General features: G+C 38.5%; 21 protein-coding genes. 10 read left to right on the plus strand and 11 right to left on the minus strand.

Annotated elements, in window-relative coordinates; translation table 11 throughout:
- Positions 1-83 precede the first annotated feature (83 nt).
- On the minus strand, positions 84-443 hold the full coding sequence (locus LB465_RS00360) for a DUF779 domain-containing protein (RefSeq protein WP_224465851.1): 360 nt from the start codon (positions 441-443) through the stop codon (positions 84-86).
- 3 nt (positions 444-446) lie between these two features.
- The gene (locus LB465_RS00365) at positions 447-1946 is read right to left on the minus strand and encodes an aldehyde dehydrogenase family protein (protein WP_224466194.1); all 1500 of its coding nucleotides are present in this window, start codon (positions 1944-1946) and stop codon (positions 447-449) included.
- A 112-nt stretch (positions 1947-2058) separates the two neighbouring features.
- On the opposite strand from LB465_RS00365, the gene LB465_RS00370 reads away from it, so the two are divergent.
- Positions 2059-2976 (plus strand): AraC family transcriptional regulator, encoded by a 918-nt coding sequence (locus tag LB465_RS00370; protein ID WP_224465853.1) that lies wholly within the window; start codon positions 2059-2061, stop codon positions 2974-2976.
- On the opposite strand, the gene LB465_RS00375 is transcribed toward LB465_RS00370, so the two are convergent.
- Positions 2973-3866 (minus strand): DUF302 domain-containing protein, encoded by an 894-nt coding sequence (locus LB465_RS00375; protein WP_224465855.1) that lies wholly within the window; start codon positions 3864-3866, stop codon positions 2973-2975. The genes LB465_RS00370 and LB465_RS00375 overlap by 4 nt on opposite strands.
- 178 nt (positions 3867-4044) lie before the next feature.
- On the opposite strand from LB465_RS00375, the gene LB465_RS00380 reads away from it, so the two are divergent.
- On the plus strand, positions 4045-4659 hold the full coding sequence (locus LB465_RS00380) for a deoxynucleoside kinase (protein ID WP_224465856.1): 615 nt from the start codon (positions 4045-4047) through the stop codon (positions 4657-4659).
- Positions 4660-4671: 12 nt separating this feature from the next.
- A complete protein-coding gene (locus LB465_RS00385) occupies positions 4672-5337 on the plus strand; it encodes a sterol desaturase family protein (RefSeq protein ID WP_224465858.1) in 666 nt (221 codons plus the stop codon).
- A gap of 11 nt (positions 5338-5348) precedes the next feature.
- Here the strand turns inward: LB465_RS00385 and LB465_RS00390 are convergent, their stop codons facing one another.
- The 8 genes from LB465_RS00390 to LB465_RS00425 form a co-directional block, all read right to left on the minus strand.
- On the minus strand, positions 5349-6383 hold the full coding sequence (locus tag LB465_RS00390) for an App1 family protein (RefSeq protein WP_224465860.1): 1035 nt from the start codon (positions 6381-6383) through the stop codon (positions 5349-5351).
- 63 nt (positions 6384-6446) lie between these two features.
- Entirely contained in the window at positions 6447-8906 is a 2460-nt protein-coding gene (gene ligD, locus LB465_RS00395; protein ID WP_224465862.1) for a DNA ligase D, read from the minus strand.
- A gap of 3 nt (positions 8907-8909) precedes the next feature.
- Positions 8910-9686: a non-homologous end joining protein Ku gene (ku, locus tag LB465_RS00400; protein WP_224465864.1), complete on the minus strand. Its 777-nt coding sequence runs from the start codon at positions 9684-9686 to the stop codon at positions 8910-8912.
- Between the two features lies 1 nt (position 9687).
- Positions 9688-9936: a DUF7218 family protein gene (locus LB465_RS00405; protein ID WP_208222789.1), complete on the minus strand. Its 249-nt coding sequence runs from the start codon at positions 9934-9936 to the stop codon at positions 9688-9690.
- A 378-nt stretch (positions 9937-10314) separates the two neighbouring features.
- Positions 10315-12750, minus strand: a complete 2436-nt coding sequence (locus LB465_RS00410) for a sodium-translocating pyrophosphatase (protein ID WP_224465865.1) — start codon at positions 12748-12750, stop codon at positions 10315-10317.
- Positions 12751-12863: 113 nt separating this feature from the next.
- Positions 12864-13382, minus strand: coding sequence for an inorganic diphosphatase (locus LB465_RS00415; RefSeq protein WP_224465866.1), 519 nt, complete (start codon positions 13380-13382; stop codon positions 12864-12866).
- A gap of 64 nt (positions 13383-13446) precedes the next feature.
- On the minus strand, positions 13447-15945 hold the full coding sequence (locus tag LB465_RS00420; protein WP_224465867.1) for a DUF5686 and carboxypeptidase-like regulatory domain-containing protein: 2499 nt from the start codon (positions 15943-15945) through the stop codon (positions 13447-13449).
- 65 nt (positions 15946-16010) lie between these two features.
- Positions 16011-16991, minus strand: a complete 981-nt coding sequence (locus LB465_RS00425; RefSeq protein ID WP_224465869.1) for a pyruvate dehydrogenase complex E1 component subunit beta — start codon at positions 16989-16991, stop codon at positions 16011-16013.
- A 315-nt stretch (positions 16992-17306) separates the two neighbouring features.
- Between LB465_RS00425 and LB465_RS00430 the strand changes: the two genes are divergently transcribed.
- From LB465_RS00430 to LB465_RS00460, 7 genes are all read left to right on the plus strand, one after another.
- The gene (locus tag LB465_RS00430) at positions 17307-18053 is read left to right on the plus strand and encodes an electron transfer flavoprotein subunit beta/FixA family protein (protein WP_224465870.1); all 747 of its coding nucleotides are present in this window, start codon (positions 17307-17309) and stop codon (positions 18051-18053) included.
- A 96-nt stretch (positions 18054-18149) separates the two neighbouring features.
- Positions 18150-19112, plus strand: coding sequence for an electron transfer flavoprotein subunit alpha/FixB family protein (locus LB465_RS00435; protein ID WP_224465871.1), 963 nt, complete (start codon positions 18150-18152; stop codon positions 19110-19112).
- Between the two features lie 83 nt (positions 19113-19195).
- On the plus strand, positions 19196-19819 hold the full coding sequence (locus tag LB465_RS00440; protein ID WP_224465873.1) for a bifunctional nuclease family protein: 624 nt from the start codon (positions 19196-19198) through the stop codon (positions 19817-19819).
- Between the two features lie 11 nt (positions 19820-19830).
- Positions 19831-21531, plus strand: a complete 1701-nt coding sequence (locus LB465_RS00445; protein WP_224465874.1) for a NupC/NupG family nucleoside CNT transporter — start codon at positions 19831-19833, stop codon at positions 21529-21531.
- Positions 21532-21615: 84 nt separating this feature from the next.
- Positions 21616-22440, plus strand: a complete 825-nt coding sequence (locus LB465_RS00450) for a thymidylate synthase (protein ID WP_224465875.1) — start codon at positions 21616-21618, stop codon at positions 22438-22440.
- A 32-nt stretch (positions 22441-22472) separates the two neighbouring features.
- Positions 22473-22850 carry an energy transducer TonB gene (locus LB465_RS00455; RefSeq protein WP_224465877.1) on the plus strand — a complete coding sequence of 126 codons (378 nt, stop codon included), beginning with the start codon at positions 22473-22475 and terminating at the stop codon, positions 22848-22850.
- Between the two features lie 33 nt (positions 22851-22883).
- A complete protein-coding gene (locus tag LB465_RS00460) occupies positions 22884-23294 on the plus strand; it encodes an energy transducer TonB (RefSeq protein WP_224465878.1) in 411 nt (136 codons plus the stop codon).
- The last annotated feature ends 100 nt before the right edge of the window (positions 23295-23394 follow it).

A 23394-nucleotide genomic window follows, 5' to 3' on the forward strand; every position in this document is an offset into this window, starting at 1 on the left:
GTCTAAATTTAACGCATAAAAAAGCCCAAAAACCAAAATATTTAGGGGAATATTCGGTCTTCAGGCTTTCGTCTAAGCAACAATTAAGAGTTTAAATTTTTGTTTTCTTCATCATTAAGCATTCTTGATTTTATAAGAAAACGGTAACCGGTTGGGATATCCAGGGAAAAACTGCCTCCCCTGCCCTTTACAATATCTACGGTGAGATGGGTGTGTTTCCAATACTCGAACTGGTCGTGACTCATATAAAATTTCACTCCGCCAACTTCACCCATCAAAATATCATTATCGTCTATATAGAAATCTTCTTTGGGCAATAACATAGGGGAAGACCCGTCGCAACAGCCACCGCTTTGGTGAAAGATCACCTCGCCGTGCTGCTGCTTGAGTTCTTGCAGCAATTTATCTGCTTCCTGAGTTATTTCTACTCGTTTAAATTCCATATTCTAAAAGAATCCCAGTTTATTCTTATCATAAGAAATCAGCATATTTTTGCTTTGGCGGTAGTGATTCAGCATCATTAAGTGATTCTCTCTCCCGAAACCGGATTTCTTATATCCTCCAAACGGCGCGTGTGCAGGATAATCGTGATAGCAGTTCACCCAAACCCGTCCGGCTTTTATCGCTCTCGGAATTTGATACAATTGATGTGCATCTCGCGTCCAAACTCCGGCACCAAGTCCGTACATCGTATCGTTTGCGATTTCAATAGCTTCGGCTTCATCTTTAAAAGTACAAACCGCAACTACAGGTCCAAAAATCTCTTCCTGGAAAACACGCATTTTATTATGACCTTTCAGAATAGTTGGCTGAATGTAAAATCCGTTTGCCAGATCTCCGTCAAGTTTTGCAGCATCGCCGCCGGTTAAAACCTCAGCACCTTCATCTTTTCCAATTTTTATATATTCCAGAATTTTCTGATGCTGATCGCTGGAAGCCTGTGCGCCCATCATTGTAGATTCCTCAAACGGATTGCCCATTTTTATAGCTTTAGTACGCTCTATCACTCTTTTAATGAATTCATCATAGATATCTTCCTGGATTAAAATCCTGGATGGCGCTGTACACACTTCTCCCTGATTAAAGGCGAAAAGTACGGCGCCCTCAATACATTTATCCAGGAAAGCATCATCGTGATCCATAATACTGTTGAAGAAAACATTTGGTGATTTCCCTCCCAATTCCATCGTAACCGGATGCAGGTTTTTTGAAGCATATTGCATAATTAACTGCCCTGTGGTAGTTTCTCCCGTAAAAGCTACTTTATCTACATTTGGGCTGGAAGCCAAAGGTTTTCCTGCTTCGGGTCCAAATCCGTGAATTACGTTGAATACCCCGGGAGGTAAAAGGTCGGCTATTTTTTCGGCTAAAAATGTTGCTGATGCCGGGGTTTGCTCCGCCGGTTTTAATACTACACAATTTCCTGAAGCCAAAGCGGGAGCTACCTTCCACGCCAGCATTAATAATGGAAAGTTCCACGGAATAATTTGTGCAACCACTCCAAGTGGTTCATTTATAATAAGAGAAAGTGTGTTCTCATTCAATTCTGTAGCGGAACCTTCTTCGGCCCTGATTGCTGAAGCAAAATACCTAAAATGATCTGCTGCCAGAGGCACATCGGCATTCATAGTTTCGCGGATAGATTTCCCATTATCGGCTGTTTCCATTTGCGCGAAAGTTTCCAGGTTTTCCTGGATCACGTCGGCTATTTTATGGAGAATTCCAGCGCGCTCTGCAGCCGAGGTATTTCCCCATTTGTGCTTGGCATTATTAGCGGCTTCGATCGCGCTGTTCACATCCTTCTCATTGGAACGTGGATACTTTGCCAATAGCTTATTATCTACCGGCGAATGATTTTCGAAGTATTTACCATCTATAGGATCCTGGAATTTTCCGTTAATGAAATTGCCGTATTTTTCTTTAAATTTTGGTGCTGAATAGCTCATAGAAATATTTTTAAAATTCACATCCCTAATATCCATAATTTTAAGACCAAAAAATTGAACTTTTCTACAAATAAGTATTACATTACTATCAACTTACTAAATTAAAGTTGCTTTGAACACGAATCTATTAAACTATAATCGCAATCTGAAGCTAAATACTTCTATTGAAAACAGAACAATTTACAGTGCCGATTATGCTGAATTAAATGTTTTTGAAACCCAGCAGGTAGCAGAGAAGGTGAATCTTCAGTTTGGATTTCCTATTATTGCGAGTATGCTTACGGGTAAAAAAATAATGCATTTGGAGGGGATGAAATCTTTCGAGTTTTTTCCCGGGGAATCGGTTGTGTTGCCTTCAGACAAAAAGATGTTGATAGACTTTCCATTGGCCAATTCAAAAAATCCTACTCGTTGTCTCGCCCTGGGAATTGATCCCGATAAAATAAAGGAAACCGTTCAAATATTTAATGAGAATACCAGAATTGACTTTGAAAATGACAACCACAGTTTTGACGCCAGTGCCGTACATTTAGCCAATAACCATCAGGTGCAATTTGTTTTAGATCGAATTTTCAGCACTTTTTTGGAAGATGGAAAAGCGAAAGATGCGCTGCTGGACCTAATGGTAAAAGAACTTATTATCAGGTTGCTTCAAACCAAAGCAAAAGTCATGTTGCTAGACAATGAAACCCTTTTTGATAATAACAGGATGGCCTTTATCGTGAAGTATATGCGGGAACATCTTACCGAAAATATTAATGTAGAAAAACTGGCCGATAAAGCCTGTATGAGCACTTCTAATTTTTACCGAAGTTTTAAAAATACTTTGGGCGAAACGCCTATTGATTATTTGAACGGAGAGCGGATAAAATTCGCAAAAAAACTGATTCAAAAAACAGCCTGGAAATTTTCTGATATTGCTTATAAAAGCGGTTTTAACAACACAAGTTATTTTAACCGGCAGTTTAAACGATTTGAGAAGATCACGCCAAATCAATATAGAAAACTGGTGAGAGGTAATCTCACTTAATATTTTGCTGCATTTTTACTCAGATTGTCAAGCGCATTTCTCATAGTTTCCAGCTGCGGAATACTCTTATTCATATTAAACCTTTGAGCTAAAAATGCCGGATCATTATAAGAAATCTTCACTATACCGGCCTCATCCCGCCAAACCAAAAATTTAACCGGAAATTCTAAAGCAATCTTTGTATTTTCCTGCATAATTGGAGTCCCAATATTTGGATTTCCGAAGATAATAAGGCGTGTGGGACGTAGACCTAAGCCTACTTTCTCTGCATTTTTAAAATGATCTATTTCTGAAAAAACCTGAAGATTAGGATTTTCTTCAATGGTATTTATTAACCGATCATAGGTGGTTTTAAAATCAAATTCGCTAATTTCTGAAATAATGCCCTGGTGTTTATCCAGTTTAAATTTACCAGACTTTTTCACTTTACCCCCGGATGCTTTGGAAGCTATATTTTGAAGGCCTTTTTTAATATCAGACAGAATTTTAACCCTTTTAAAATCATACCTGGATTTCAGATAATTGATACTACTATATGTGACCTCTATTCCCTCTTCATTTTTATAAACTAACATTTTAAGCGGAAGATCTAATCCAGCCAATTGATCTTTTTGTATTAATAAGCTGCCTTGTTTAGGGTCGCCAAATATTAGAACAGTGGTTTCATCCAACTTCAAATTAGCTTCTTCAGCATTTTTAGAATGTTTAATTTTAGTAAAAAGGGATAAGGCATCATTTTGTTTGAGCACCGCTTCTAATCGGGAGACAGTACTTTCAAAACCGTACCTACTTTCAGTTATCATAAGATGATCCTTCTGCTTTTCCTGAGCTAAACCTGAGAAACTTCCGAAGAAAAACAAAATAGGAATAAACTTTAATATAGATTTCATAGCTCCAATTCTACCTTTAAGTTAATCAATTCTAAGGAGATAAAGAGTCAAATACTTTAGCTTTTCAAGTTTTATGAGTATTTTGACAAGGTGTAAAATTCAGGGTCTTGTAATTCTTGTATCTTTACACCCGCGCTTTTTTAAGCGGCCCTAACAACTATCTAATTTTAAAGAATTTATGCACGTAGCGATTGCAGGCAATATAGGAGCTGGTAAAACCACGCTTACTAAATTATTGGCAAAACATTACAACTGGGAAGCACAATATGAAGATGTACTGGAAAACCCCTATCTCGAAGATTTTTATAATAAAATGGAGCGTTGGTCTTTTAACCTTCAAATTTACTTTTTAAACAGCCGTTTCAGGCAAATCTTACAAATTCGTGAGAGCGGAAAAAAAATTATCCAGGACAGGACTATTTATGAAGACGCCCATATTTTCGCGCCCAATCTTCACGCCATGGGTTTAATGACCAATCGTGATTTTAAAAATTACAGTTCGCTTTTTGATCTTATGGAAAGCGTAGTCCAGGGACCTGACTTGCTTATTTACTTAAGAAGCAGTATCCCGAACCTGGTATCACAAATACATAAACGAGGCCGTGATTATGAAAATTCTATTTCTATCGATTATTTAAGTCGGTTAAATGAAAGATATGAGGCCTGGGTGCACAATTATAACAAAGGAAACTTGTTAATAATAGATGTAGATAATATTAACTTTGTAGATAATCCCGAAGATCTGGGAGATATTATAAACCGCATTGATGCTGAGATTCACGGTTTATTTTAAAAAGTATGAAGTATGGAATCAACAAAACTTAAACGGCCAAAGCACAAGGGTTCTCCTAAATTGTTTGATAACCCAATTTTAGAAAAACTTACACATACGCATATTTCGCTTCCGTTAATTATTTTTGGAGTAATCGCAGCAGCTTTAATTTACTACGGAATAATTGAAAAGGGTTTTGAAGCACCCGAAATGATAGGCCTCTTTGTAGCCGGGCTTTTCTTTTTCACTTTCGTGGAATATTTAATGCACCGGTATTTATACCATATCCCGGCCAACAGTGAGCGTAAAAAGAAAATTTCTTACACGATGCACGGCGTTCACCACGATTACCCGAAAGACAAATCCCGATTAGCGATGCCACCGGTTTTAAGCTTGATAATCGCAACCGTGCTATTTATTATTTACCGGGCTGTTTTAGGTGATTATGTATTCGGATTCCTGGCCGGATTTTTAATAGGATATGCTGCTTACCTGGCAGTTCATTATTCGGTTCACGCTTTCAACGTACCTAATAATTTCTTGAAGACGTTATGGCATCATCACAGCATTCACCATTATCGTGAATCAGACAGGGCTTTTGGCGTTTCTTCTCCACTTTGGGATCATATTTTTGGAACAATGCCAAGAAAAAATCCAGCTAGCAGGAAAACAGCTGTCGGGCAGAGTATTGATGATTAAAAACCGGGATTTTATATAAACCCATGTTCTTTCGCGTGTTCCACAGCTTCTTGCGAAGTTTCCACCATCAATACAGGTGTAGTTTCAAAGTTGTCTATAATACTTCGAACGCGATTCATTTGCTTTTTATGCTTTACACTTCTTAAATAAATCGCCAGAATCCTATCGGGATATTGGGCGGCTATTTCGGTATAAATAGATGCATCGTGTTCGCCGCTATCCCCAATAAGAATAAAATTCATTTCAGGATAAGTCTTTAAAATATTGGCAATCTCCTTTTGTTTGTGAGGCTTTTCAGGTTTTATGGTACCATCAAAAGGCGTTCTAAATTTTCGCAATAAAATTGGACCTTTTGGAAATGCATTATGATCTAAAAATAGTTTGAGATATTCATATAAGTTCCACGGACTGTTACTCAAATAAAAGATGGGATTGTTAGGTGTACCGTCTCTACCTGTATGAAGTTTTTGGTAGAATTCAGCTGCACCTTTCAACGGAATCCTATTATAAGCATTGGTAAGCAATGAGTTTTTCAGCAACCTAAGTTTCAAAAATGAAGTCACGCCGGTATGCAAAATAGTATCATCTATATCACTGATTACGCCATATTCAGCATTAGGATCAGGAATCAAAAAATCACCTTTAAATGGATCTTCCAGTAATTCTGTCTTTTTACCAAGTGGACCTTTGTAGTACAATTCGTAATCCAACCAACCTTCCTCATCGGCGTGTTCTGCCAGGTTTTCATCTATAATATCATCGAACAAAAAGAAACCTTCGGCACCACTTTCTGCAGTTGCTTCTACCTTACCAGGTAGTCTTAAATCAATTTGTGCTTCCGGGATTTCAAAAGTGTCAAATTGCTTATAAGTGGTTTTTATGGTTTTAAAAATATTAGCACCTTTAGTTATTTTGAGCGGTTCATTATCCAGTACACGTCCAAGTATATAAAGGTGGGAATGTGTACCGTAACTTCGATATGGCGTAATAAGAACCTGCTCTATAAATTTGTACCTGCCGGCGAGTTTACGTAATCTTTTCTTCATTAATTTCCACTTTGTGTCAAGTTAAAAATTCTTCGTAAGCCCCGCTATGCTTTTAAATAAACTTTAGGAAGATTCAAGATTTTGCATTGCCTTTTCCATATCAATCCCATCTTCCAGCACCCTAGTAAATAAATCTCCTTTTTTTTGAATTCGCTGCGGCATATCTTTAATGGTAAAATCAAGAATTTTAAGTCCGCTTTTTACCTCTTTCCATTCCAGGGGAGTTGAAACCGGCGCACCGGGTTTTGGGCGTGCGCAGTAGGCAGAAGCTAAAGTTTGACCTCTTCGGTTTTGTAAATAATCCAGGTAAATTTTATCCTTTCTTTTCTTCTTTGCCCGGTCCATACTGGTTATTTCAGGAACTTTATCGGCAATATAATAGCACAGTAATTTAGTAAAATCGCGAGCTTCATCATAGGAATAATTTCCGCCTAGCGGAATATAAATATGAAGTCCGCTGGAACCTGAAGTTTTGCAATAGCCTTTAATTTTAGCCAAATCCATCACTTCTTTTGCAGCCTGGGCCACCTCAATAACTTCTTCAAAAGTATTTTTATCAGAAGGGTCTAAATCTATAACTGTGTAATCAGGAAAATCAAGTTTTTCCACCCTGGAATTCCACGGATTGATCTCTATACAACCCAAATTGGCCATATATAAAAGTGTGGGTTCGTTCTGGCAAAGCAAATATTCAATATCTTTCTCTGAAGATTCCGAATAAATTTCTGTGGTTGCTATCCAATCGGGTAAATTCCCTTCGTTATCTTTTTGATAAAACCCCTGTTTTTTAATGCCGTTAGGATGCCGGTGTAAATTCTGAGGACGATCTATTAGATAAGGCAACATCACTTCTGAAACCTGGATGTAATAATCTATTAAATCGTATTTTCTAAAGCCGGAATCCGGCCAGTACAATTTGTCCAGGTTGGTAAATGGGACTTCTATTCCATCTATCTCCAGGCTGTCTCCCGATTTCTTTTTTGAAGAAGACTTTTTAGTATTACTTTTTTCGGAAGTTTTATTTTCAATAATCTCTTCAGCGGAAATTTCCTCTGGTTCTTTATCTGCCCGTAAAGCTTTAAAAACGGGATGCCGTAGTTTTCCTGTTTTTGTGATTTCTGAAAACTTTACCTCAGCAATTAAATCGGGGCGCATCCAAACCGGTTCCCTCCCTTTTAAATTGATTTTTTTGGGAAAAGGAGAGGTTTTTCGTTCTCTTCTTTTAAACTTTTTCAGTAATTCTTTTTGCTCATCATTAGAGAAACCGGTACCACAATTTCCGATATATTTTAAATCTTCACCCTCGTAAGCGCCCATAATCAAAGAACCAAAAACTGATCCTTCTGAAATAGTGTACCCGCAAATGAGTACTTCCCGGGTGTTTTCGCCTTTTAACTTTAACCAGTTTTCAGTTCTATAACCGGGAGAATAGGTAGTATCTGCTTTTTTGGCGATCACACCTTCCAGTCCCAGGTCTATGGCTTTATTATAAAACGCGCTACCCATTCCTTCAATATGATCGCAGTATTGCACCAGTTCCAGATCTTCCAAAACTTCAGAAATTAAACTTTTGCGCTCTAAAAGTGGTAAATCCAACATAGAGTGCCCATTAAGAAAAAGCATATCAAAAACATAGTAACGTAAGACGCCCGGCGTGTTTTCATCATAATTTTGCAATGCTTGAAACTGCGGGATTCCCTCTTTATTCAACACCACGATTTCACCATCTAAAATCACATCGTGTTCAATCTGTTCTAAATCTTTAACCAGTTTTGAAAATTTTGAATTAAAAGAAATCCCATTACGAGAATAGAGGTCTACCTTGCCATCTTCAATATTGGCCAGGGCGCGAAAACCATCCCATTTTAATTCGTAAATCCAATCGGGGTCATTGAAGATTTTCTTGCCGGAGGTAGCCAGCATTGGCTTTATAAATTCTGAAGGCTTTATTTTCCTGACCTTTCCTTTAGATTTATCGGTGTCTTTATTTTTAGAAGATTTTTCAGAAAAAACTTCGGCGTCATAATCTAAATCGGTAGAAAAATCGTCTTTCTTTTTTATCAATAACCACTGATTTTTCTTATCACCTCGCTTAGTTCTAACCAAAGCAAATTCACCTTTAATTTTGCTGCCACTAAAAACGATTTTCAGGTTACCGTCTTCCCATTGTTCCTCAAGGTTATCTTTTGTTTTTGCAGCGGCTTTAAAAGTGCCTTTATCCCAAATTTGCATTTGCCCAGCGCCATAATTTCCTTTGGGGATTGTGCCTTCAAAATGTAAATATTTAACGGGATGATCTTCGGTTTCAATAGCAAGGCGCTTGTCTTTCGGGTTCATTGACGGACCTTTGGGAACAGCCCAGCTCTTTAGCACGCCATCCATTTCCAGGCGTAAATCGTAATGCAATCGCGTAGCTTCGTGCCTTTGAATAACAAAGCGTCCCCGGTTTTCGGTAGAAAAATCGGCACCGGGCTCGGGAGTGTTATTAAAGTCGCGTTTCTTTTTATAATCTTCTAAACCCATCGCTTAGGAGGCTTTAGATTTTTTCTTTTTATCAAGACTGGCCTTTAATTTTGCCATAAGGTCTTTAGCCTGGGTAGGTTCTTCTTTGAATTTCTGTGGTTTCGGCTTTTTCCCGGTGCTTTTAGACTCAATAATCTTCATTAACTGGTCATTATAAACATCTTTAAATTTATCGGGATCAAATTCTGTAGTGTATTGCTCAATTAGAGAAATAGCCATATCCACCTCTTTTTTTGCGACTTTCGTATTCGGTAACTTCAGGTCTTTGGTTTCCCTAATTTCATCTGAAAATCTTATTACATGAAGTACCAGTGCTTTATCATAAACCCCAACCAGGCTTAGATGCTCCTTTTGCCGCATCACAAAAGTTGCCACGCCCAGTTTGCCCGTTTTTTTTAAAGCATCGCGAAGTAAGTTATAAGATTTTCCGCCCTCTTTTTGTGGCTCCAGGAAATAAGGTTTTTTATAAAGGACCTCGGCCACATCATCTTCGGCCACAAATTCTTCAATATCTATGGTTTTACTCTTTTTAAGGTTGGCATTTTCAAAATCCTCTTTCTCGAGCACGATATAATCTTCGTCTTTTTTAAAGCCTTTTACAATATCTTTCCATTCTACTTCTTTACCGGTATCCTCGTTCACTCGTTTATATCGAATACGCGCGTTATCGTGCTTATCCAACATATCAAGGTCGAGTTTTCTGCTTTCTGAAGCCGAATATAATTTTACCGGGATGGAAACCAGTCCGAAGCTAATAGAGCCGTTCCAGATAGATCTCATTTTAGTGGTTTCTAAGGGCTTTAATTAACTCATCCTTACTCATATCGCTTCGTCCTTCAATCCCAATCTCCTGGGCTTTCTCATAGAGTTCTTCTTTAGTGCGTTCTTCATATTTATCGGCTTTCCCGCCCTTTTCACCCGAGTTGGAATCATTTGCAATTCTCGCGGCTTTAGACTTGCTCATCCCTTTATCGCGAAGTTCCTCATACTGTTCATCATTCTTAATTGATGGTCCGTGATCTTTAGCCATAACATTAAATTTTAGTTTTTAAAAAAATTCAATTTAAAATTACACGAATTACCGCGGAAGCTTAGTTGTAGCTATGTTAAAATTGGAAAGGCCTTCAGTCGTAAAATGAATTAAAGGAATTTATGATGAGCTCTGTTCACAGTTCACTAGATGTTTAGTAAAAGAAATAGAGGAAGGAGAATGGAGGAATAAAAAAGAGGCATCAGCCCCTTTTTTATAAAGAAAGAGACTGTTTGAAGCTTCCTGTTTTCGTCAAGCTATCCCAAAGCCTCGGGATTGTTTCAGCTTCTAACAGCTTAGATCCTGAAATAAATTCAGGATGACGGTTTTAACAAAAAATCAAACAGCCTCGTTTATTTTTTAAGCTGAAAAAAATTATCAGGCTTTATCTTTTAAATCCTGCACTTGTTTTTCAACTTCGGCTTTTGTACCGGTAAAAGTTTTCTGCTGAACTTTGGTTTCACCATTTTTAGTGGTAGTTATTCTCACTTTCGCGATGGTTTTATTTCCTTCGGAAATCATATTCACCTGAATTTCTTCAGCAAGGTCTTCAGCTAAATCATCAGCATTTATATTTTGTTCCATTTCAATGGAAGCACCTTCATTTGGAATATCTGTTTCGGTGTGGCCGCCCAAAATTGGTGCGATCACCAACCCAATTAAACAGGTTAGTTTTATTAAAATATTCATTGAAGGTCCGGAAGTATCTTTGAATGGATCTCCAACCGTATCTCCGGTTACCGCTGCTTTATGCGCTTCAGAACCTTTGTAAGTCATCTCCCCATTAATCATTACCCCGGCTTCAAAAGACTTTTTTGCGTTGTCCCAGGCGCCACCGGCATTATTTTGAAAGATTGCCCAAAGCACGCCGCTTACCGTAACCCCGGCCATATAACCGCCAAGCATTTCAGCTATCAATACATTTTCATAACCAAAAATCATTGGAATAAGCGTAATTGCGATAGGAAAACCAATGGTTAAAACGCCAGGCAGCAACATTTCTTTTAAGGCCGCTTCAGTAGAAATCGCCACACATTTATCGTATTCCGGTTTTGCGGTTCCCTCCATGATTCCGGGAATACTTTTAAACTGTCGCCTTACTTCCTCCACCATTTTCATCGCCGCCTTCCCTACAGACTGCATCGCTAAAGCAGAAAATACCACCGGCACCATTCCGCCAATAAACAACATCGCTAAAACCGGCGCTTTAAAAATATTAATTCCGTCAATTCCGGTAAAAGTTACATAAGCTGCGAAAAGTGCAAGTGAAGTTAAGGCTGCAGATGCAATCGCAAAACCCTTTCCGGTAGCCGCAGTAGTATTTCCTACAGAATCCAGAATATCGGTACGTTCCCTTACTTCAGCGGGAAGTTCGCTCATTTCAGCAATTCCGCCGGCGTTATCGGCAATTGGTCCAAAGGCATCAATAGCTAACTGCATAGCGGTTGTTGCCATCATTGCTGAAGCTGCGAGCGCCACGCCATAGAATCCGGCGAAAGCGTAAGAAGCCCAGATAGCAAATGCAAATAATAAAACCGAAAGAAAAGTAGAAATCATTCCGGTAGCGAGACCGGCAATAATATTTGTTCCGGCTCCGGTACTGGAATTTTGAACAATAGAAAGCACCGGTTTTTTGCCCAATCCAGTATAATATTCAGTTACGGCAGAGATTACCCCACCAACGACAATACCAACCAAACAGGCATAGAAAACCCTGATTGATGATATATCCATGTACTCAAAACCTTCTGCTCCACCAACAAAAAAGCCCATAGTCAGGGTTTCTTTTGGTAGCATCCAGGTAACCAGAAAATAACTAGCCACAGCTACCAATGCGATAGCAGTCCAGTTTCCAATATTTAAGGCTTTTTGAACCTCAGCTTCTTTTGCTGAGTTGCTACTTATTTTCACTAAAAGAGTTCCGATAATCGAAATAATAATTCCGGCACCGGCAATAGCCATAGGTAATAAAATAGGGCCAATTCCACCAAATCCGGAATCGACGATATTTCCGCCCATATCTTCAATAATATAGTTTCCTAAAACCATCGCGGCAAGAACGGTAGCAACATAACTTCCAAAGAGATCGGCACCCATTCCGGCCACATCGCCAACGTTATCACCCACATTATCGGCAATAGTTGCCGGATTTCGAGGATCATCCTCGGGAATTCCTGCTTCAACTTTACCCACTAAATCGGCTCCAACATCGGCAGCTTTGGTGTAGATTCCGCCACCCACACGGGCAAACAAGGCTATAGATTCAGCACCCAAAGAGAAACCGGCAAGGGTTTCCAGAACTACCGTCATTTGCGTAGTATTAGTCCATTCTCCACCCATAAAATAATGAAAGAAAAAGATAAAAAATGCAGTTAGCCCTAGCACGGCTAAGCCGGCAACGCCAAGTCCCATAACGGTGCCGCCACCAAAAGAAACTTTTAGTGCCTGAGGCAAGCTGGTTCTTGCTGCCTGGGTGGTACGCACATTGGTTTGAGTAGCGATCTTCATTCCCATATTTCCCGCAAGCGCAGAGAAAAAGGCTCCAAAAATAAAAGCAACAATAATAAGATAATGGGTAGTTGGCACAATGTAAGCAATACCTGCTAGCGCTATACTGGCACCAATAACAAAAAAGCTTAGTAATTTATATTCTGCATTAAGAAAGGCGAGTGCTCCTTCGTAGATGTGCGAAGCAATATCTTTCATTTTTCCGTCTCCGGCGTCCTGTTTCATTACCCAGGATCTTTTAACCCACATAAAAATGAGTCCTATTACAGCCAATATTGCAGGCATATAAATCATCATTGATTCCATATTAATTGTTAAGTTTTAGTTAATATGGCTAATGTAGTAAATCAAGGATAATTAAAAAAGCAATAACTTTTTAAGGTTATTGCTTTTAATATATCAAAATTATGAGACTAAAATTATGGTAGTATACTAAAACGGTCTTTATCACCGTCATAATCCTCATAACGTTTTATACAATCCTGTATAATTCCGCGGGCTTCTTTTGCATCTCCCCAACCACCAACATCTACTTTTTTCTTCTCAAGATCTTTATAAACTTTAAAGAAATGTTCGATTTCTTTAACCATATGCCCGTTTAATTCATTCAAGTCGTTCAACCTGTTCCAGATAGGATCTGAAACCGGTACACAAATAATTTTCTCATCGGGTCCTTTCTCATCGGCCATATGGAAAACGCCAATTGGCTTAACTTCCATCACAACACCAGGGAAAGTTGGCTCACTTACCAACACCAAAACATCCAGCGGATCGCTGTCTAATGCAAGGGTGTTTGGGATAAATCCATAATCGGCCGGATACATCATAGAAGAAAAGATCATCCTGTCGTAACGGACTTTCTTCAATTCAAAATCGTATTCATATTTGTTTCTACTCCCTTTTGGGATCTCTATTAATACATCAAAACTTTCTGACATTTTTCTTTCTTTTTTCTCAATTAAGGGCGGCAAATATAGTGAAAATCAATCTCAAATCAGTCTATTAGAAGTGAAAACCGAAGGATGCGGTTATAGCAAAATTCCGTGATTCAGGAATTTCAAGATAATTACCTCTAAAATGAGCTTCCAGACTTAAAAATTTTAGAATATTTCCCACCCCAAAACTATATTCATAATACGGGTCTCTGTTTGGTGCACGAAAAGGTATTCCTGATGCATTCAGTGCTTTATTTTCTTCGGAAATTTCTCCCCATACTGCCCTAACTCCTACAAGTTCCCGCCAATTTAATTCTCGCAGCAGCGGAATTCTAGCAAATAATCTCCCGTTGAAATTATGGTTAAAATGAGCTGAAACATAAGTATCGGTAACAAATTCATAGAAATTAAGCACCGGAAACGAATTATACATCGCGAAATATGTTTGATTTCCCGGCACCACATTTAAAAGTCCCAGCGGAACTGCACCAAAAGTCTTTCCCGCTTCCAAACTGGCATTTGCCCTGCCAAACCCGCCAATTCTAAGTGGTTGATCGTAAAAAAACTGCAGTCTTTTATAACCAAAATCGCTATTTAGAATATCTTTAAGGCCCAATGTATAATTGAGAAAGAAAGTAGGAAATTCCTCTTCGTTAACCACATTTCTTTCTACGCCAAAACCTGAAGTTTGTCTCCCAGGCGTAAAAGTGAAAGTGGTAGATATTTCGGTTTGTTTAATTTCTGATGCTGTTTCAGTCTGCGCCTCATTTATATAATAATCTAAACTAAAGGCCGGGGAAGCCGAACTCAACTCACGATACGATGTACCAAAGCGAACATTAAAATTATACCAGGGTTCAATTTCAAGATTAAAAGTAGTTAGATCTATATTGCTCAATTTGTTGTTATCACCAACGCTTACCAGCCCTGATGAAGCGAGACTTCGTCCTAAAACATCGGTAGTATTATTCGTCAAACTCGCGCCGAGTTGCTCTATATCCCGTCTTTTACCGGCAGAAACTATTAAGCGTGATCGTGCGTCTAAAAGCCATTTCCCGGAAATTCCGTATTTAAATTTATCATCTTTAAAGCCATAGGCTAAATAACCTTCGATTCTCCAGGGATCGTGTTGTCCAAAATAAGTCCTTCCGCCTAGACGGGTTCGAAAGCCTTCTATTTGATTATAATCAAATAAGGAATAAACCGGGCCAAAATCCCAGCCATTGAATTCCACATAACCCGATTCTGCTATAGTGGCGAGATCGTAAATTCTTCTAAACGCCGGAACCTTAGTTAGGCTGTCCAACATCACATAAATATCTTCCTCTTCCCTATTGAGCTTTTCCAGTCGGTTTTCTTCCCAAAAAGCCGTATCGCGCTTATAAATTTCTTTGTTAAAAGTATAAGCTCGTTTATCATAAAAGCCTTCCTCTTTTTTTAAATTGAATTGATATTCGTCAAAAACCCGGGTGCGTTTAGCGTAAACACCTTTAGAATTTTCTTTTTTATCCAGAGAAAAATTGGCCTGGAAATAATCTTTAGAAATTAGGAAAACGGAATCGTTAAGCACTTCAAATTCCTGTTCTATATACAACTCTCTTACCCAGTTAATATTAGCATCACGCGAGGCGTCAAGGTTAATTTTTTTAACTGCCCAGGTGGTATCGTTTACCCAAAAATCTCCTTTAAAAGTGAGTTCGTTTTCCCGCCGGGGATAATAGATAATATTGTAACACCATTTATCATCTACATAAGCGCTATCGCTCAAAATGTAGTTATAATTATCAATTCCAGTGGTGGAAAGCGGACTTACGAAGCTCTTATCAAAAACCTTAATATAGTTATTGTAAACATTATACTCGTCATAGACATCTTTTACAGCAGCAATTAGGTTTTGATTCTGTTCAAATCCGGAGTTTTTATTTCCTAGAAGATCTTCCCGTTTTTCATTTTGAACATTATCTCCATAAACTTTAGAAACTGACTCGTTAATAAAAACCGGTAGGTATGTTTTTCCTGAAATTCTATTGGTATCTGTATAATCGAAAATGAACTCCATCCCATTGAAAACAGGATTTTTCACTACAGAACTATCAATCCCATCTAGATCAAATTCCAGCTTTTCGTATTTTTTATATTCGTATTGTTTAAAAGCCGAAACACCATTGCTTCGTTTATTCTCCCAAATTTTTCTAAGAATATCCAGCGCCGGGTTATTATTTTTTGAAGTTTTTCCCCTTAAAATTCTAACTTCGTCTAAGCTGGAAGTCTCTTCATTCAAAACAATTTCCAGATCAAGATTTGTTTTTTGATGAAGTGAGATTATTTCAGTTTTATAGCCAACTGAAGAAATTTTGAGTTCGGTATGGTCATTATCGCTTTGTAAATAGAATTTACCGTCTTCGCCTGTAGTTGTTCCTTCCGAAGAATTATTAAAAATCACCGTTACAAACGGAAGCGATTGCCCGGTAGAGTCTTTAATCACGCCACCAACTTTGGTTTGGGCTATTCCCATCACACAAATGAGCATAGAAAAAAGCGTAAAAAAGGCAAATTTATTAATCATAGGGCAAAAAAAAACTTCACCGAATAGTCATCCGATGAAGTTTCAAAATTATAGGTATTTCCGGTCTAGTCAATATACATAACCTGCTTCACTGCTTTAATTACATCGTCGCTGTTTGGCAACCATTCTTTAAGCAATACAGGAGAATAAGGTGCCGGAGTATCGGCAGTGTTTATTTTTACAATTGGTGCATCTAAATAATCAAAAGCTTTAGATTGTACCTGGTAAGTAATTTCAGTAGCAATATTTCCAAAAGGCCAGGCTTCTTCCAAAATCACCAAACGGTTGGTTTTCTTAACCGATTCTAAAATGGTTTCATGATCCATTGGGCGAATTGTTCTAAGGTCTATGATCTCACAAGAAATATCGTCTTCAGCTAATTTATCAGCTGCCTTATAAGCTTCTTTGATAATTTTTCCGAAAGAAACAATAGTTACATCGGTACCTTCTCTTTTAATATCGGCTTTACCAATTTCGATGACGTATTCATCTTCCGGCACCTCGCCTTTATCGCCATACATTTGCTCACTTTCCATAAAGATCACGGGATCGTCATCACGAATGGCAGCTTTAAGCAAACCTTTAGCATCGTAAGGGTTAGAAGGAACGATAACTTTTAAACCGGGGCAGTTCGCGAACCAGCTCTCAAAAGCCTGTGAGTGCGTAGCTCCTAATTGACCTGCAGAAGCGGTTGGTCCTCTAAAAACGATAGGAATATTAAATTGCCCACCACTCATTTGGCGCATCTTGGCCGCATTGTTTATTATCTGGTCAATTCCAACTAAAGAGAAATTAAAGGTCATAAATTCAATGATTGGCCTGTTACCATTCATCGCTGAACCCACTCCAATCCCTGAAAATCCAAGCTCAGCAATTGGGGTATCTATAACACGATCAGGGCCAAATTCGTCTAACATACCTTTAGAGGCTTTGTAAGCACCATTATACTCTGCTACTTCTTCGCCCATTAAATAAATGGTATCGTCTTTTCGCATCTCTTCGCTCATTGCTTGCTGAATGGCTTCCCTAAATTGAATTGTCTTCATTATTTATAATGCTAAATATTTTTATTCATCTTAAAGGAACAAAAATAGTAATTCAATAAAGTTTTCACCACTAATAATCGACAAAAATTTGTAAGACCTATAGTTTGACAATAAATACTCGTTTTAAGATTAGTAAAAAACTAAATTTACGGGCAATTTCTGTTTTTAAATTACAGTATTTATTATTTATTTGGGAATTCAATAAAATTTAGGGAAATAAAATTCCTGGATTTTGTTATGCGTGCATAGCATTTTCTGGATTAAATTATGTAACTTCGTAAACGAAATCGTTATAAATTTAAAAAACTCACTATAATGAAAATATTAGTATGTATTAGTCACGTTCCTGATACTACCTCAAAAATCAATTTCACCGAGGGCGATTCGAAATTCGATACCAACGGAGTGAATTTTGTAATTAACCCGAATGATGAATTCGGACTTACCCGCGCAATGTGGTTTAAAGAAAAACAAGGCGCAAGTGTAGATGTAGTAAATGTAGGTGGCGCTGAAACCGAACCAACTTTAAGAAAAGCCCTGGCTATTGGAGCCGATAATGCTATAAGAGTAGATACTCCTGCAACCGATGGTTTCCAGGTAGCCAAACAACTTGCAAAAGTTGCCAAAGAAGGTGAATACGATCTTATTATTGCCGGCCGTGAATCTATAGATTACAACGGCGGGATGGTACCGGGAATGCTTGCTGCACTATTGGATGCCAATTTTATTAATACTTGCATTAGTTTAGAAGTTGAAGGCGATAAAGCCACGGCTATTCGTGAAATAGACGGTGGTAAGGAAACTTTAACTGCTTCCCTTCCACTGGTAATTGGTGGTCAAAAAGGTTTGGTAGAAGAAAGTGATCTTAAGATTCCAAATATGCGCGGAATTATGCAAGCACGTAAAAAACCATTAAATGTAGTTGCTGCGGAAGAAGTTTCGACTCAAACCGAAGCTGTAAAGTTTAAAAAACCAGCTCCAAAAGGGGATGTAAAACTGGTTGATCCTGAAAATCTTGATGAATTGATAGATTTACTTCATAACGAAGCCAAAGCGATATAAATTAGAAAATAAGATTTCCGACTTTACTGAAATAAATTTGGGAATGAGTATAAAATAGATTTCCGCCTACGTGGAAATGACAAAAAAATAAATAATATGTCAGTTTTAGTATATACAGAAACCGAAGATGGCAAGTTTAAAAAAGCTGCTTTTGAAGTTGCTTCTTATGCCAAAGAAGTAGCCGGTGGCGATGATGTAGTAGCGGTTAGCTTTAATGCAGCCGATGCTTCTGAACTTGGTCAATATGGTGTTAGCAAAGTGCTGAACATCCAAAATGATAAACTAAGTAAATTCAATGCTGAAGCCTATGCCGATGCTTTGAAACAAGCTGCAGAAAAAGAAGGAAGTAAAATAGTTGTGGTAAGCCAGAGTGCAAACAGCAAATATTTAGCTCCGCTTTTAGCTGTTCATTTAAATGCCGGTTACGCTTCAAACGTAATGGCTGCGCCTGAAAGCACCGATCCTTTTACGGTAAAAAGAAGTGCTTTCACCAATAAAGCTTTCAACTTTACTAAAATCACTACCGATGTAAAAATCGTAGGATTGTCTCAAAATGCTTTCGGATTAAAAGAAAATCAGGGCGATGCTACACTTGAAGATTTTTCACCAGAATTAAAAAAAGGTGATTTTTCAGTAAATGTAGAATCGGTAGATAAGGCTAAAGACAAAGTAACAATCGCAGATGCTGAAATCGTTGTTTCCGGTGGTCGCGGACTTAAAGGTCCAGAAAACTGGGGAATGATTGAAGAAATGGCCGAGATTCTTGGCGCTGCTACCGCTTGTTCTAAACCCGTTAGTGATATGGGTTGGAGACCGCATAGCGAACACGTTGGGCAAACAGGAAAACCTGTAGCTTCAAATCTTTACATTGCTGTGGGAATTTCAGGAGCTATTCAGCATTTAGCGGGAATTAACGCTGCCAAGACCAAAGTAGTGATTAACAACGACCCAGAAGCGCCTTTCTTTAAGGCTGCAGATTACGGTGTAGTTGGAGATGCTTTTGAGATCGTACCTAAGCTAAACGAAAAACTAAAGGAATTTAAAGCGAAAAACGCATAATTTTTATAACTTGCACCCCTTAAAAGGGCTGTCTAAATACGGTGAAAGTCCTGCTTTAGACAGCCCTTTTTAATTGATGATATATGAGTTTAGTGCGCCTTAATATAAAAGGAATTTCTTATAGTCAAACCCAAAACGGAGCTTACGCTTTAATCTTAAGCGAGGTAGAGGGAGAACGTAAACTTCCCATTGTTATTGGAGCTTTTGAAGCGCAATCTATTGCAATTGCCCTGGAAAAAGAGATCAAACCCCCACGCCCGTTAACCCACGATCTATTTAAAAATTTTGCAGACCGGTTTGAGATTACTGTAAAACAGGTAATTATTCATAAACTGGTAGACGGTGTTTTTTATTCAAGCCTTATTTGCGAACGCGATAAGATTGAGGAAATTATAGATGCGCGCACCAGCGATGCTATTGCCCTAGCCTTAAGGTTCGACGCCCCTATTTTTACTTATAAAAACATTCTTGATAAAGCTGGAATTTTCCTGAAAGGAGACGAAGCCGAACAGGAAGCGTCAAAAAAGCAGGAAGAAGAAATTATTTCAGAAGAATTGCTTCCAGATGATATCGACATCAAATCTGACGATACCAATTACAAAAAATTATCTTTAGACGAACTAAAAACTTTGCTCTCCCAGGCCGTAAACAATGAAGATTACGAGAAAGCGGCACGCATACGGGACGAAATTTCCAAACGCAAATAATGCCCGACTTTATGAATAAAACCTGGTTTTGCCTGATTTTAGTTCTACTTAGTGTGACCAGCACTTTTTCTCAAGAGATTTCAAAAACCTGGACTTTAAACCAAGATCAGCAAGATTCTATCCAGGAAAATTTCATTAATGGCAATACCTTGCACTTAGATGAAGGAATCTTTAGTATTAGTAAAACTGATGATACCCTTGCCCAGGGAGATTATATTTTTCAAAACAAACTGCTCGTTTTATTCTACAATATTCCTGAAGACAGTATTGTAAATTACCGGGTTTCTACACTTACAGATTCCAGCCTTGTAATAAACCAGGCAAATAAAAAATTTCATTTTAAGAATAAGGAATTCAATGATCCCAAAGAGGTAATCCCTGCACCCGTTGTTAAAGAAATGATCCCCAGTACGGGGCTTTCTGCAAGCAGCATTGGCCGTGGCGCTTTGGGAATGCTCACCTTGCTTATCATAGCTTTTTTATTTAGCAGCAATCGTAAGGCAATTAACTGGAAAACCGTCGGGGTAGGCCTGGGCGCACAATTATTGCTTGCATTCGGTGTGCTAAAGGTTCCTTTTATACAGAGTATATTCAATTTAATAGGGAAAGGTTTTGTGCTAATCTTAAATTTTACGGCAGCGGGAAGTGAATTTTTGCTCGGGGATATGATGAATGTAGAAAGTTTCGGCTTTATTTTCCTTTTCCAGGTTTTACCCACAATTATTTTCTTTTCGGCCCTAACCTCGGTATTATTCTACCTGGGAGTTATTCAGGTTGTGGTAAAAGGATTGGCCTGGGTACTTACCAAATTACTGGGGATTTCCGGTGCAGAAAGTCTAAGTGTAGCCGGTAATATTTTCCTTGGTCAAACCGAAGCCCCACTTATGATTAAAGCCTACCTGGAACGGATGACGCGCTCAGAAATTTTACTGGTGATGATTGGTGGTATGGCAACCGTTGCCGGTGGTGTACTGGCAGCATATATTGGCTTTTTAGGTGGCGACGATCCTGAACTCCGACTCCAATTTGCAAAACACCTTTTGGCAGCTTCAGTAATGGCAGCGCCCGGAGCGATTGTAGTTTCAAAAATATTATATCCGCAACAAAATGAAATCAATACCAATGTTGATGTTTCTTCTGATAAAATTGGCTCGAATATTCTTGATGCTATCGCCAACGGAACCACAGAAGGTTTAAAACTTGCAGCTAATGTCGCCGCAATGCTTCTGGTTTTTATCGCCTTTATCGCGATGATTAATTACGTCTTGAACTGGACAGGTTCCTGGACAGGCATAAATGCATTTTTAGCTGAAAACACTCCTTATTCCGGTTTTTCCCTGGAAGCTATTTTAGGAACCATTTTCGCCCCTTTAATGTGGCTTATTGGTGTTGCCAAAGAAGATATGATGCTTATGGGTCAGTTGTTGGGAATTAAACTCGCGGCAAGTGAATTTGTTGGCTACGTTCAGCTGGCCGATCTTAAAAATACAGCAAACGCACTTAGCCTTAGTTATGAGAAATCGGTGATTATGGCTACTTATATGCTTTGTGGATTCGCAAATTTTGCATCTATAGGAATCCAGATTGGTGGAATTGGCTCGCTGGCGCCCGGCCAAAGAAAAACTTTATCTGAATTTGGTATGAAAGCACTAATTGGCGGAACTATTGCATCGTTACTTTCAGCAACGATAGCCGGGATGATCATTGGTTAATTTAAAAAATACCTTTCAGAATTTTATTTGAGAAGCTTTTGCTTTTGCTATTTTAGCAAAACTAATCTTCTGCACCCTAAACTTATGAAACAATACCACGAGCTTTTACAGCATATTTTAGATAACGGAACCGACAAGGGAGATCGTACCGGCACTGGCACCAGAAGCATTTTTGGCCATCAGTTACGCTTCGATTTAAGTGAAGGTTTCCCTATGGTCACTACCAAAAAACTTCATTTAAAATCTATTATTTACGAATTGCTGTGGTTTCTAAAAGGCGACACCAACGTCAAATATCTTCAGGAAAACGGAGTTAGAATTTGGAACGAATGGGCCGATGAAAATGGAGATCTGGGCCCTGTCTATGGTAAACAATGGCGAAACTGGAACAACGAAGATATAGACCAGATAAACGAGATTATTGAAACCCTCAAAAAGAATCCGAATAGTCGCAGAATGTTGGTTTCGGCCTGGAATCCTTCAGTTTTGCCAGATTCTTCAAAATCTTTTTCAGAAAATGTAGCTGATGGAAAGGCTGCACTTCCGCCCTGCCACGCATTTTTTCAATTTTATGTGGCCGACGGTAAACTTTCCCTTCAACTTTATCAAAGAAGCGCCGATGTTTTTCTTGGCGTACCTTTTAATATCGCTTCTTACGCACTTTTAACAATGATGATGGCCCAGGTTTGTGGTTATGAAGCTGGAGATTTTATCCACACGTTTGGTGATGTTCATATTTACAGCAACCATGTGGAACAGGTGAAATTGCAACTTTCCAGAGAACCAAGAGCTTTACCAAAAATGAAAATCAACCCTGAAATCAAAAATATTTTTGATTTCGACTATAAAGATTTTAAATTAGAAGATTATAATCCGCATCCCGGCATAAAAGCCAAGGTTGCAGTATAACCCAAATTAATTTAATTAAAATTTTAAAGTTTATGAAAAAGTTAATGCTTATCGCATGTTTTGTAATTGGAGGTTTAACCAGTGCTCAAGCCCAGCAAACCTCTCCGGTTTGGCCAGGTTGTGAAGATGCCGAAGATGTAAAAGCCTGTTTTAATCAAAAACTATCACAACACGTTAGAGAGAATTATGAATATCCGCAAACCGAAGACGGTGATTATGTTCGCGGAAAGGTGGAAATCTCTTTTACTATTGATGAAAAAGGAAAAACTGTTGTAAATTCGGTTGAAGGACCTGAGCCAAAAGTAAACGCTGCTGCTAAGGAAATGATCCAAAAAATCCCTGATATGGAACCGGGAACTTTACAAGGAGAACCAGACGATCGTAATTTTACCGTTCCATTTAACTTCTAGAAAAACAGTCTGGAAACCCCAAATCCCCAAGCTATGAAAAAATTAATGTTTTGCTTTTTCCTTTTTACCGGCACTTTTGCATTTGCGCAAGATGATGTAGATGTAAAAGGAAATACGGTTACTGTAAGAGAGAAAGCACCGGTATGGCCGGGATGTGAAAGCAGTGATGACCAAAAAACCTGTTTCAACCAGAAATTGATGGAACACGTTAAGAATAATTATAAATACCCACGAAATGACAAAGGGGAATTTATAAGAGGTAAAGTTGTTGTGAAAATGCATGTAGACGAAGAAGGCAAAACCGTGGTCACTTCAGTAAAAGGAGATCAAAAACCGGTAATTGCAGCTGTTGAAGATATGCTGAAAAAGATGCCCGTTATGACGCCGGGGACCCGCGGTGGCTCACCTACTAAAATAAGTTACACCCTTCCGCTAAATCTTTAGGAAGCAGGCTATACTTTAACTTGGCCTTAACTACCAGGGGTTTCAGACCGAACGAAAAAATTGTAAATTTGAGTGGTACCCAAAAAAGTACCACTCTTTT

It is taken from the genome of Salegentibacter lacus, from assembly GCF_020164555.1.
Taxonomy (GTDB): Bacteria; Bacteroidota; Bacteroidia; order Flavobacteriales; family Flavobacteriaceae; genus Salegentibacter; species Salegentibacter lacus.